This is a genomic window from Kitasatospora sp. NE20-6, assembly GCF_045862635.1.
Window position 1 is genome coordinate 84,289 of sequence record NZ_BPRL01000028.1, and the last position, 12,632, is coordinate 96,920.

The following is a 12,632-nucleotide window of genomic DNA, read 5'->3' on the forward strand; positions in this document are numbered from 1 at the left end:
AGGCCCGTGAACCCGCCCGTGTCCGCGGCCCCGTCACGACGGGCATCGGCCGACACGCCGGACGAGGGATTCCCGCCCCGCACGCCGTGGCGTTCACCGGCCCCGGAAGCGCAACCGGGACGCGCAGCCGGGAAGGGCAGTCGGGAAGGGCCACGGCGTGCCGTGGGGGCCGCCCGGCCACGCGTGGGCACGGCCGACGGGAGTCCGGGGCCGGACGGCGGGCCGAACGGCAACGACGGGCTTGTCCGAGGTCCCGGTCGTCCTCGGCACGGCGGGCATCCTCCCGATCCGCGCCGTCCACCGACCGCTGCCCGTCGGCCCGCTGCCCGTCCGCGCGCTGCTCACCACTGCCGCACCTGGTGCACGATGCCGACCGCGGCGGCGGTGAGCGGGACGGCGAGCAGGGTGCCGAGCAGCCCGCCGAGCGAGGCACCCGCCACGATGGCCAGCAGCACCACCGCCGGGTGCAGCCGCACCGTCCGGCTCTGGACCGCCGGCTGCAGCACCGCCCCCTCCACGGCCTGCACGGCCAGCACGATCACGAACGCCCACAGCGCCTCCGCCAGGCCCCCGTCCGCGAACGCCACCACCACCGCGGTCAGCCCCGACAGGAACGCGCCCGCGTACGGCACGTACGCACCGACGAACACCAGCGCGCCCAGACCCAGCGCGTGCGGCACCCCGAGGATCGTCAGGCCCACCGCGATGAACACCGCGTCGATCCCCGCGATGATCGTCGTCCCGCGCATGAAACCGGACATCGCGCCGTACCCGGTCCGGGCCACCGCGACCGCCCGCTCCCCCTGCCCCGCAGGCGCCGCCCGCCGCAGACCCGCCACCAGCAGCGGACGGTCCCGCAGCAGGAAGAACGCCAGCGCCAGCGTCAACACCCCGCACGCCAGCACCTGCGCGGCCAGACCCACCCCGCTCAGCACGCCCGACACGATCCCCGCGCCCAGGCTCTCCCCGAGCTGCCCCACCCCGCTCGCGGCCCCCCGGACCGCCTGCGCCAGCGGATCCGTCCCGGACGCCCGGTCCGCGGCCTCCTGCAACGAGGCGGTCAGCCCTGACGCCGCGTCCGAGATCAGCCGCACCACCACCCACAGCGCGGCCCCCACCACCGCGACCAGCACCAGGCACCCGGCCGCCGCCGCGGCGGCCCGCGGCAGCCCGCGCACCGTCAGCCGCCGGCTGATCGGCTCCACCAGCGCGGTGATCAGCATCGCGATCAGCAGGGGCAGCAGCGCCGCCCGCAGCAGCACGCACAGCGCGATGACCAGCGCCACCACCGCGGCCGCCACCAGCACCGCCGTCCCCCACCGCGAAGCGGCCCGCAGCCCCGGCCCCTCCTCGGCACCTTCCCGGTCGAATTCCCGGTCGAAGTCCATCCAGGTCCGCCCTTCCCCACGCGACAGCGCGGCAGCGCGACAGCGCACGTTGCGGCAGATCCTCCCCCGCCGCCGTCCGCCCGAGGCCGCCCTGCAGCCCTGCCCGCCCCGATTCACCTGCTCGGCGCACCCCCGACGGCACGGACACCGCCACCGGCCGCCGCCGATGTGCCGGTCTCCGGGCCGTGGTCCGCAACCTCTGACGGCAGCTCGGACTCCCCACCGAGCGGGAGGACCTGCTCCACGCCGCGTTCGAGACCCGGTGGAAGCACCTCCGTCCGGCCGTGGACACCGACGGCGACGGCGCTGTGGACCACACCGGGCCCGAGCCCGAGTCCGTGTCTGCGGGCTTCGACGTCAAGACCGGCAGTCGCCGGGCCGCTTTTCAGGAGCGGCTTTCAGGTGCCGCTCTCGCACGGCCGTGCCGACCGGTGCGCGGACGGCGCGGCAGGCGATCCCGCCGGATCCCCCGGGCTTCGACAGGTCACCGCCCGCCACCGGCCCGGTCGCCCAGCCGGACGACCGTGAGATCGAACTGGCCGTACCCGTCCTCCCAGCCCGCGACCGGTTCACACCCCGCGCCCTTCGGGCCGCCCGCCATGGCATCGCCGGAGAGCGGCATCAGTCCCTCGTCGCCGTCGGTGCAGAAGTACCCGATGTGGGTGCGGAGTCCGGTGTGACCGATGGCGGCCAGCGCCTCCTCCCACTCCTCGTCGGGCTGCGTCGTGAAGGGCACCAGGTCCTCGGGTCCGTGGCCGGTGTCGAGGGCGGCTCGCAGGGCGTCGAGGAGGGTGCCGTCGGAGGCGAGCCGGGGGAAGTACACGCTCCACGTCCCGGCCAGGGCGGGGGCCGCGAGATCGACGCCGTACCGCGCCACCAGCGGAGCGAGATCGGCGCCCAGGACGAGCCTCCGCCCGGAGCCGACGGCGTCGAGGGCGGCGGCGAAGTCCCGGGGAAGCGCCGCACCCGCGCCCTCGGGCGGCAGGAACTCGAAGAGCGATCCGCTCGCGTCGAAGACCGGGGTCCGGTCGGACTCGTCGAACAGGCAGCAGTCCCAGACGACCGGTTCGGCGCCGCTCAGAGCGGCCGGGCTCACCCAGAGGGCATCCCGCCGGAAGCCGGTCTCGTACAGCAGATTGCCGCCGACGCAGGCGGCGTAGACCGCGTCGGGATCGTACTCCCGCAGGGGGCGGCCGAGCAGAACGGCGAAGGCGTCGGCCAGCTGCCGGTTCCAGTCGCCCTCCCCGGACGTCCGGGGCTTTGATGGGGACCACGCGTCCAGGGCGACAGAGGGGTCGTGTGACATGGCGTCACTGTAGTACCGCCCTCCGACGGCCCGACCGGGCAACCGGACCGGAGCAGGCCCGGATCCGGGGCAAGACCCGGCCCTGGGCCCGGGATTCGGGCCCGGATCCGGGCCCGGCCCGGGACGCACCCGTGCTCGACACGGAGCAGCTGACCGCCGTCGCGCTCGACCCGGCCTGGCAGCAGGTGGCGGCCGGCCTGCCCGCGGCATCGGGTGCCCCGGTCGGCGGCACGCACTGATCGGGTACGGGAGATCCCACGTCGTCGCAGCCCGGCGGGAGCGGCGCGGTACCCGTGCGGCAGCCACGGCGAGCAGCTGTACGGCGACCAGGACCGTGGCGCCGATCCAGCCGTGCGGCAGGGAAGCGGCGGGGCCTCCGCCGGGCGAGTCGCCACCGGGGACGATCACCGGGTGCTCCATCTGCCAGGCGGCAAGGCGCGCCGCCTGCAGGAACACCCCGGGCATCACGGTCGAGGCCAGGCCCGCCGCGCCGCACCAACGCCAGGACCGCGGTGCCGACTCACCGGCTGCTCCCACCACTGCTCCCTGACTGTCGTGTCGATCTCTGCGGTGGAAGTGCAGACGCCGATGCGGGTGTACTTGCGGGACATCAGGTCCTCCCCCTGCGGGTCGTGGTGAACACGGGTCAGCCGGCCGGCCTGACCACCACGATCCCCGCCGGGAAACGCCCCGGGACGATCTGCGGATGCACCTGGACCATCCCGGAATCCGCCCCCGTCCGCTCAGGTGACCACTAAGGTGAAAGACCGGTCCGGCGGACGATCACGGACCGGCACGGACAGCTGCGGACCGCACGCCAGGCCACCGGTGCCGCCCACGAGGCCCCAACGTCGGAACTGCCTCCAGGCCCCAGGTCCGTGGGCCAGGGGAGGACGCCCCGGTCTGCCGCGCGGGACTCGCGCACGGGCCGGCGGTGCAGGGGACGGACAGGCAGGGGGCCGCGATGGCGGGACACAGCCCACAGGCGCAGCAGGCATTGCGGGACTTCGTGCGCCGGTTGAAGGAGTTGCGGGCCGATGCGGGCAGTCCCCGTGGTTCCGAGTTGGTGGATGCCGCGAAACTCCCCGGGGCGAAGGTGTCCCGGCTCAGTACGAGCGGGATCAGTGAGGCGCTGGAGGGCCGTGCCGGTGTTCTCCGTGTTCCGGACTGGAAGTTCGTCAGTGCGTTCGTGGATGCGTGCAGGATTCATGATGCGAAGACCGGTGGCGTGCTCTGGAAAGAGCGGACCGATGTGCGGGAATGGAAGTCGTCGCACGCGGCTCTCGTCAAGCTGATCCAGGCGTTCGACGGGGTTGCCGGCCCGGCGACCGAGAGTGTCCCCGCGGGCCCGACTCCGCCGCTGGTCCCGCCCCCTTCTCCGGTTCCTGCCGGCTTCACCGGCCGGGACCAGGACCTGGAGAAGCTCCTCGCCCTTTTCCGTTCCTCCTCCTCTGCCGGCCTGCCCGGGCACGCTGCTGACGGCCTGTCCGGCGCCGATGCCTACGCAAGCGGCCATGGTCCCGAGGGCCGGCCCCATTCCCAGCTCGGCGGCAAACCTGCCGCTGATCTACGGGTGTCAGTGATCCCGCCGCTGGGTCTACGTGACCCGTCCCGGCCGCTGCGTGGCCGGGACGGGCTGCTGGAGCTCATGGAAAACGGGTTACTTGCCCCGAGTGGGGGCAGGCTGGCCGTGCTGGCCGGCATGGGCGGCTGCGGGAAAACCTCCCTCGCCCTGGAGATCGCCGCCCGCTGCACCACTGCCGGCTGGCGGGTGTGGTGGGTCGATGCCCGCAGCGGCCCCGTCCTCGAAGCCGGTCTGCGCGCCGTCGGCAACCAGGCCGGCGTCGCTCCGGAGGCTTTGGATGCAGGTGATGCAGCCGATACCCTGTGGACCCGGTTGGGCGGTTTCGGCGAGCGATGGCTGCTGGTGGTGGACAACGCCGATGACCCTGAACTGCTGAACGGACCGGGTGTGTTGGCTGCGGGGACCGGCTGGGTTCGGCCCGGGGCAGGATCCGGTGCAGTACTGGTCACCACCCGTGACAGCGCCCAGGCCACATGGGGACCAGGTGCTCACCTGCAACGGCTGCACCCGCTGACCGACGACGGACTCGACGACGCAGCGCAAATCCTGCTCGACCATGCCGGCCGGAGCGCCGGCACCAAGGAGCAGGCCCGGGCGCTCGCCGAACGCCTCGGCGGCCTGCCGATCGCCCTGTATCTGGCCGGCACCTACCTCGCCAAAACCAACGAGATACCTCGCGCCTGGCGTAGTCCCGGTATCCCCGACACCTACCCCAGCTACCAGCAGGCATGGCAGGACAGTCCCGCAAGCCTCGACCCCGAGCAGGTCCTCGCACGGACCTGGGCCATGTCCGTCGAACTCCTTGAGCGCCGCGGCCACACCCACATCCGTGCCCTGCTCGAACTGATCGCCGCCTTCGCCGACGCCGACCTCCCCTACACCCTCCTCCTCGCCCCGCAACGCCTCGTCGGCGCCGGCCGGCTCGCTTCCCTGGACGGGCCGACCCTGTGGCAGCACCTGACCGCCCTCGACTCCCTCGGCCTGATCGACATCCCCGAAACGGCCCCGGATGCCCTGCCCCTCCTGCGCATGCACCCCCTTGTACGGGACACCTCCCGCACCCCCGGAGCCCACGCCGCCGCTTCGGCGATCCTGAACGCCACCGCCCTGGACGACAGCGCGGGAAAGCCGGAAGACCCCGCAACATGGGTTGCATGGCGGACCCTCGCCCCCCACGTTCTCGGCGCCTTCCACCACGCGGCCCAGCGCCCAGGCGATCCCGCGCCTGCGGATCTCGCCGAGGCCGCCGTACTGACCTGCTGCTACCTGCACGCCGCCGGCCTTCACACCCAGGCCCGTACCGAACTCGAAGCCATCCTGGCCGTCCAGGACAACCAGTTCGGCAAAACCCACCTGAGCACGCTCTCCACCCGCCACGAACTCGCCGGCGTCCTGTACGACCAGGGCGACCTGGATGCCGCCCGCGCGGAGTTCGGAGCCGTCCTCGCCGCCCGCCGCGACCAACTCGGCGACACCCACACCGACACCCTCGACACCCGCCACGAACTCGCCCGCGTCCTCCAGGACCAGGGCGACCTGGATGCCGCCCGCGCGGAGTTCGGAGCCGTCCTCGCCGCCCGCCGCGACCAACTCGGCGACGCCCACACCGACACCCTCAACACCCGCCACGAACTCGCCTGGGGCCTCTACGTGCAGGGTCAGCTGAGCCCTGCCCGCACGGAGTTCGAAGCCGTCCTGCACGCCCGCCGCGAAAAGCTGGGGGACACCCACCCCGCCACGCTCTCCACACGCCACGCCCTGGGCTGGATCCTCCACGACCAGGGCGACCTGGACGGCGCCCGCAGCGAGTTCGAAGCCGTCCTGGCCCTTGAACGCAGCCAGCAGGGCGAGAGCCACCCCGATACTGTCGCCGTCCGCCACGCCCTTGCCCGAGTCATTTACAGCCAGGGCCATCTCGACGCCGCCGAGGCCGAATACCAAGCCGTCCTCACGATCGCACGGGACCAGCCTGGTGGCCGGCACCTGACGAACATCATCGCCCGTCAGGACCTGGCCTGGGTCTTCCACGACCAAGGCCACCTGGACGCCGCCCGCACCGAGCTCGAAGACGCCCTCGCGATCGCACGGGACCAGCTCGGCGGCACCCACCCCGAATTCCTCGCCACCCGACAATCCCTGGCCTGGGTCCTGCAGGCACAAGGTGACCTGGAAACTGCCCGCGCCGAGCTCGAAGACGTTCTCACGATCACACGGGACCAGCACGGCGAAACCCACAGGAACACCCTCAACACCCGCCACAACCTCGCCCGCGTCCTCCAGGGCCAGGGCCACCTGGACGCAGCCCGCACCGAATTCGAAGCCGTCCTCGCCGCCCACCGCGACCAGCACGGCGACACCCACAGGAACACCCTCAGCACCCGTCACAACCTCGCCCGCGTCCTCCAGGACCAGGGCCACCTGGACGCAGCCCGCACCGAATTCGAAGCCGTCCTCGCCGCCCACCGCGACCAGCACGGCGACACCCACCCCGACACCCTCATCACCCGCCACTGCCTCGCCCTCGTCCTCCAGGACCAGGGCCACCTGGACGCCGCCCGCACCCAATTCGAAGCCGTCCTGAACGCCCGCCGCGAAAAACTCGGCGACACCCACAAGAACACCCTCACCACCCGTCACAACCTCGCCCGCGTCCTCCAGGACCAGGGCCACCTGGACGCAGCCCGCACCCAATTCGAAGCCGTCCTGCACGCCCGCCGCGAAAAACTCGGCGACACCCACAAGAACACCCTCACCACCCGTCACAACCTCGCCCGCGTCCTCCAGGACCAAGGCCACCTGGACGCCGCCCGCACCCAATTCGAAGCCGTCCTCGCGATCGAACGGGACCAGCACGGCGACACCCACAGGAACACCCTCATCACCCGCCACAACCTCGCCCTCGTCCTCCGGGACCAGGGCCACCTGGACGCCGCCCGCACCCAATTCGAAGCCGTCCTGCACGCCCGCCGCGAAAAACTCGGCGACACCCACCCCGACACCCTCACCACCCGCCACTGCCTCGCCCTCGTCCTCCAGGACCAGGGCCACCTGGACGCAGCCCGCACCCAATTCGAAGCCGTCCTCGCGATCGAACGGGACCAGCACGGCAACACCCACAGGAACACCCTCACCACCCGCCACAACCTCGCCCTCGTCCTCCGGGACCAGGGCCACCTGGACGCCGCCCGCACCGAACTCGAAGCCGTCCTGCACGCCCGCCGCGAAAAACTCGGCGACACCCACCCCGACACCCTCACCACCCGCCACTGCCTCGCCCTCGTCCTCCAGGACCAGGGCCACCTGGACGCCGCCCGCACCCAATTCGAAGCCGTCCTGCACGCCCGCCGCGAAAAACTCGGCGACACCCACAAGAACACCCTTGCCACCCGCCACGGCCTCGCCCTCGTCCTCCGGGACCAGGGCCACCTGGACGCCGCCCGCACCCAATTCGAAGCCGTCCTGAACGCCCGCCGCGAAAAACTCGGCGACACCCACCCCGACACCCTCAACACCCGCCACGCCCTGGGCTGGGTCCTACAGATGCAGGGCCACCTGGACGCAGCCCGCACCGAATTCGAAGCCGTCCTGCACGCACGCCGCGACCAGCACGGCGACACCCACCCCGACACCCTCAACACCCGCCACGCCCTGGGCTGGGTCCTACAGACGCAGGGCCACCTGGACGCAGCCCGCACCGAATTCGAAGCCGTCCTGCACGCACGCCGCGACCAGCACGGCGACACCCACCCCGACACCCTCAACACCCGCCACGCCCTGGCCCGCGTCCTCCAGGACCAGGGCCACCTGGACGCAGCCCGCACCGAACTCGAAGCCGTCCTGCACGCACGCCGCGACCAGCACGGCGACACCCACCCCGACACCCTCAACACCCGCCACCACCTCGCCCTCGTCCTCCAGGACCAGGGCCACCTGGACGCCGCCCGCACCGAACTCGAAGCCGTCCTCGCGATCGAACGGGACCAGCACGGCAACACCCACAGGAACACCCTCACCATTCGCCATGATCTGGCCTTGGCCGTACAGGAACAGGGTGACCTGGAAACTGCCCGCGCCGAGTTCGAAGCCGTTCTCGCCGTGCAGCGCCACGAACACGGCGACACCCACTCCGACACCCTCAACACCCGGGAATCACTGTGCTGCGTCATGTACGACCAGGGTCATCTGGATGCCGCCCGCGCCGAATTCGAATCCACTCTCGCCATCGAGCGCGAGCAGTTCGGTGACCGCCATCCCCGAACCCTCAACACCTGGCATCTCCTGGCCTGTGTTCTGCGAGATCTGGGTGACCTGGAGGCTGCCCGCACCACGCTCGAAGCCGTCCTCGCCGCCCGCCGCGAACTGCAGGGCGACACCCACGACCTCACACGCTATGCAGAGGACATGCTCAACGGGGTCCTTGATGCATTGGGCGAGTCGTAGTCAGGCGTTGTGTTCCACAGCAGGAAACCGAACGGCCTCGGCGCCCACGAAAAAGCCTGCATGTGCTTCCACAATGCCGTTCAATGCCCCGGCAGGATCGGCAATCCGTACATCCATCTACGATTGGGCCGGATCGCCTTCGAATCAGGCGACCACGACCAGGCCGCAGAAGAAATGGTCAGGGCTTGCATGGGCGGCGGGCCAGGGATGTTCACAGAGGACGACACCAAGTACCTCGAATTCATGAAGACCCGCGCCGACCTGGATCAGATCATCGAATCGAACTTCTGAAAACGCGGACCGCTTGCCCCTCCCAGCAGGTTCACCAACTTGATCATCGCAGCCGCGGCGCAGCCGGGAGAATCTTTCAGAAATCCAATCGAACAATTCCGGTCCCGCACCCCCTCCGTGCACCCGGAGCACGCCGGACAGGAACGGCCCCGGCTACGCGCGGCAGGCCGGTGAAATCCGCAACGCGATACGCATCCGCGCCGAACCCCGACGTGCCGAACCCCGACGTGCAGGGAGCCCGCGCGCGCAGGCGGGAGGGGGAGCGCTCGGGATGGTCAGAACGGCGGGGCACCGCTGCCCTTCACCGTCAGGGCGGCGCCGTTCCGGCCGGTCACCGTCACGGGGCCGGACCGGTCTCCGACAAGGACGGCCTTCGGGCCCCACACGAGCCTGGCGGCCTCGGCATCGACGGGACTGCCCAGGCGCAGAGTCCCGCCCCACCCGCTCGGGCCTTCGTCCACGCCGGGCGGCCCGGTCCGTGCCCCGGACATGTTGGTCCACACCCGCAGGGAGGCCGTGCAGCCGTACTCCCCGTCGGCGGTGTGCAGGACGGCATCGCCCTCGTAACGCGGTTCCATGCTCCGAGTCTCCGCCCGCCGGCCCCGGCCCGCCCCTCCCACGCACGTGCGACACACCGCATGCGCGGTGCGGTGCGGAGCGGAGCTGGCGTATGCGCGGTGCGCCCAGGGGCCGCATCCGGAACGCCCCGGGTTCAGCTGCCGCAGGCGCATCCGGCCGCCGCGGTGGCGGGTTCGGAGGCCTGGTCGGCGCTGGTGCAACAGGGGTCACCTCCGGCGGTGGTGTTCTTGCCGAGCTGGGCGGCGTCGGCCTTGACGACGTAGACCTCCCAGGGCTCCCTGCCGGGGCCGTGGACCCAGACCTTGTCCTGGAGGGCGTAGCAGCAGGAGGTGTCGTTCTCCTCGAAGGTGGCCAGGCCGGCGTCCTTGAGGCGGGTGGTGGCGGCGGTGACCTGCTCGGTGGTGGCGACCTCGACGCCGAGGTGGTCGAGGCGGGTGTCCTCGCCGGCCCGGCCCTCGATCAGGACCAGCTTGAGCGGGGGCTCGGTGACGGCGAAGTTCGCGTAGCCGGGCCGGCGCTTGGCGGGCTCGGTGCCGAAGAGCTTGGAGTAGAAGGCGACGGAGCCTTCGAGGTCGGCGACGCGAAGGGCGAGCTGAACGCGGGACATGGCGGTCTCCCCGATCCGATCCTTGATTCGACGGTTGTCGATATGGCCGACCTTGCCACCCACATAGATGACTGTCAACATAGATGCATGTCGAATCTGGAACTGCCGGTGCTCGGCCAGGACGAGGCAGCCGCGTGCTGCTCGCCGATGGTCCGCGAGCCGCTGGGTGAAGCGGCCGCCGTCGACCTGGCGAAGATGTTCAAGGCCCTGTCGGACCCGGTGCGGTTGCGGCTGCTGTCGCTGATCGCCTCGCACGAGGGCGGCGAGGCGTGCGTCTGCGACCTGACCGGCCCGTTCGACGTGTCCCAGCCGACGATCTCCCACCACCTGAAGGTGCTGCGCGAGGCCGGCCTGGTCGGCTCCGAGCGCCGCGGGACCTGGGTCTACTACTGGGTGCTGCCCGCGGCCCTGGCCCGTCTGTCGTCCCTGCTCCGGGCCCCGGCGGGTGCGAGATGACCGCGACGGCCCCGCTGGGCCGCCGGGCGGCCGTGGAGTTCGTCGGGACCGGCGCGCTGGTCGCCGTCGTGGTCGGCTCCGGGATCCAGGCCACCAGGCTCACCTCGGACGTCGGCGTGCAGCTGCTGGCCGACTCGCTGGCGACCGTGTTCGGCCTCGGGGTGCTGATCCTCCTGCTCGGCCCCGTCTCCGGTGCCCACTTCAACCCGGCCGTGACCCTGGCCGCCTGGTGGAGCGGGCGCCGCGACGGGGACGGGCCCGGGCTGCGGGAGGTCGCGGCCTACGTCCCGGCCCAGATCGCCGGTGCGATCGGCGGGGCGGTGCTCGCGGACGCGATGTTCGCCGAGCCCGCCGTACGCTGGTCGACGCATGACCGCTGGTCGCCGCACCTGTGGCTGGGCGAGGTCGTCGCGACCGCCGGCCTCATCCTGCTGATCTTCGGCCTGGCCCGCGTCGGCCGCGCGCACTTCGCCCCGGTCGCGGTCGCCTCGTTCATCGGCGCCGCGTACTGGTTCACCTCCTCGACCAGCTTCGCGAACCCGGCGGTGACCGTCGGGCGGGCCTTCACCGACACCTTCGCCGGGATCGCTCCCGCCTCCGTGCTGCCGTTCATCGCCGCCCAGCTCGTCGGCCTGGCCGTCGGCGTCGCGCTGGTCGCGGTGCTGTTCGGCCGTCCGACGCCCGCCGGCGAAGACGTCGCCGTCCCGCACGGGGACCACCGACCGGCCGTTTCCGGCCGCTGAACGCCGCCACCGACCTTCCCCTTCCCGAAGAACGAGGACCCGTTGTGAGCACTCCCGCCGTCCCGTCCGTGCTGTTCGTCTGTGTGCACAACGCCGGCCGGTCCCAGATGGCCGCCGCGTTCCTCACCCGCCTCGGCGCGGGCCGCGTCGAGGTCCGCTCGGCCGGCTCCGCCCCCGCGAACACCGTGAATCCGGCGGTGGTCGAGGCCATGGGCGAGGTCGGGATCGACATCTCCGCCGAGACCCCGAAGGTGCTGACCGTGGAGGCGGTGCAGGCCTCGGACGTGGTGATCACCATGGGGTGCGGGGACGCCTGCCCGTTCTTCCCCGGCAAGCAGTACCTGGACTGGAAGCTGGACGACCCGGCCGGCCAGGGCGTCGACGCGGTCCGCCCGATCCGCGACCGGATCGAGGCCCGGATCCGCGGTCTGCTCGCCGACCTCGGCGTCGAGGCCCGGGCATGACGGCCGCCGGGCAGGTCCGGATCACGGGGATGCTGCCCGAACACGCCGAGCAGGTCCTGACGGTCTACCAGCTCGGCATCGACGGTGGCGACGCGACGTTCGAGACCACCGCCCCCAGCTGGGAAGCGTTCGACTCGGCCCGCCTGAACGAGCACCGCCTGGTCGCCCTCGACCCGGCGGGCCGGGTGCTGGGCTGGGCCGCCGTCGTACCGGTCTCGGACCGCTGCGCGTATGCCGGCGTCGTCGAGCACTCCGTCTACGTCCATCCCGACGCCCGCGGCCGCCACGTCGGCACCGCTCTCCTGGACGCTCTGGTCGCCTCCACCGAGCAGGCCGGGATCTGGACCGTCCAGTCCGGGATCTTCCCCGAGAACACCGCCAGCCTCGCCCTGCACGAGCGGGCCGGCTTCCGCCGCATCGGAATCCGCGAGCGCATCGGCCGGCACCACGGCCGCTGGCGCGACGTCGTCCTGGTCGAGCGCCGGAGCCCGGTCGTGCTCTGAGCACCGGCACTCACGGGCCGATCGAGTGGCAGTGATCAAGAAATTCCAGGATCCGCGACAGGGCCGCCCACCGGAGCAGGCCGAAGAGCCGGCGACGGCGCCACGTGGGAGCGGACAGCCGCGCCCCTCCCGCCGGCGCCGGCGGCCGGGCATCCAGGACGGCCGGACCCGTGCATCGGCCACCGAGCCCACCCGGCACACCCTGCACACCCTGCACACCCTGCACACCCGGCCCACGATCAAGCGGTCCCGACGGCCTTGATGCCGGGG

The 12,632-nt window shown here is 72.0% G+C and carries 10 protein-coding genes; 6 read left to right on the plus strand and 4 right to left on the minus strand.

The window, feature by feature from the left end; translation table 11 throughout:
* Positions 1-341 precede the first annotated feature (341 nt).
* Both SNE206_RS20980 and SNE206_RS20985 read right to left on the minus strand, forming a co-directional pair.
* Positions 342-1,388, minus strand: a complete 1,047-nt coding sequence (locus SNE206_RS20980; protein WP_407914984.1) for an AI-2E family transporter — start codon at positions 1,386-1,388, stop codon at positions 342-344.
* A 484-nt stretch (positions 1,389-1,872) separates the two neighbouring features.
* Entirely contained in the window at positions 1,873-2,694 is an 822-nt protein-coding gene (locus SNE206_RS20985) for a hypothetical protein (protein ID WP_407914985.1), read from the minus strand.
* Positions 2,695-4,342: 1,648 nt separating this feature from the next.
* On the opposite strand from SNE206_RS20985, the gene SNE206_RS20990 reads away from it, so the two are divergent.
* Both SNE206_RS20990 and SNE206_RS20995 read left to right on the plus strand, forming a co-directional pair.
* Entirely contained in the window at positions 4,343-8,719 is a 4,377-nt protein-coding gene (locus tag SNE206_RS20990; protein ID WP_407914986.1) for a tetratricopeptide repeat protein, read from the plus strand.
* 9 nt (positions 8,720-8,728) lie between these two features.
* Positions 8,729-9,010, plus strand: a complete 282-nt coding sequence (locus SNE206_RS20995; protein WP_407914987.1) for a tetratricopeptide repeat protein — start codon at positions 8,729-8,731, stop codon at positions 9,008-9,010.
* 275 nt (positions 9,011-9,285) lie between these two features.
* On the opposite strand, the gene SNE206_RS21000 is transcribed toward SNE206_RS20995, so the two are convergent.
* Both SNE206_RS21000 and SNE206_RS21005 read right to left on the minus strand, forming a co-directional pair.
* Positions 9,286-9,588, minus strand: a complete 303-nt coding sequence (locus SNE206_RS21000) for a hypothetical protein (protein ID WP_407914988.1) — start codon at positions 9,586-9,588, stop codon at positions 9,286-9,288.
* Positions 9,589-9,722: 134 nt separating this feature from the next.
* Positions 9,723-10,196 (minus strand): ArsI/CadI family heavy metal resistance metalloenzyme, encoded by a 474-nt coding sequence (locus tag SNE206_RS21005; RefSeq protein ID WP_407914989.1) that lies wholly within the window; start codon positions 10,194-10,196, stop codon positions 9,723-9,725.
* 87 nt (positions 10,197-10,283) lie between these two features.
* Between SNE206_RS21005 and SNE206_RS21010 the strand changes: the two genes are divergently transcribed.
* Genes SNE206_RS21010 through SNE206_RS21025 form a run of 4 tightly spaced genes read left to right on the plus strand, consistent with a single transcriptional unit; the run spans position 10,284 to position 12,362 of the window.
* The gene (locus SNE206_RS21010) at positions 10,284-10,652 is read left to right on the plus strand and encodes an ArsR/SmtB family transcription factor (protein ID WP_407914990.1); all 369 of its coding nucleotides are present in this window, start codon (positions 10,284-10,286) and stop codon (positions 10,650-10,652) included.
* Positions 10,649-11,395 carry an aquaporin gene (locus SNE206_RS21015; RefSeq protein WP_407914991.1) on the plus strand — a complete coding sequence of 249 codons (747 nt, stop codon included), beginning with the start codon at positions 10,649-10,651 and terminating at the stop codon, positions 11,393-11,395. The genes SNE206_RS21010 and SNE206_RS21015 overlap by 4 nt, the downstream gene beginning before the upstream one ends.
* Positions 11,396-11,439: 44 nt before the next feature.
* Positions 11,440-11,859: an arsenate reductase ArsC gene (locus SNE206_RS21020; protein ID WP_407914992.1), complete on the plus strand. Its 420-nt coding sequence runs from the start codon at positions 11,440-11,442 to the stop codon at positions 11,857-11,859.
* Positions 11,856-12,362: an N-acetyltransferase family protein gene (locus SNE206_RS21025; protein WP_407914993.1), complete on the plus strand. Its 507-nt coding sequence runs from the start codon at positions 11,856-11,858 to the stop codon at positions 12,360-12,362. Before SNE206_RS21020 ends, SNE206_RS21025 begins: the two co-directional genes overlap by 4 nt.
* Positions 12,363-12,632: the final 270 nt, after the last annotated feature.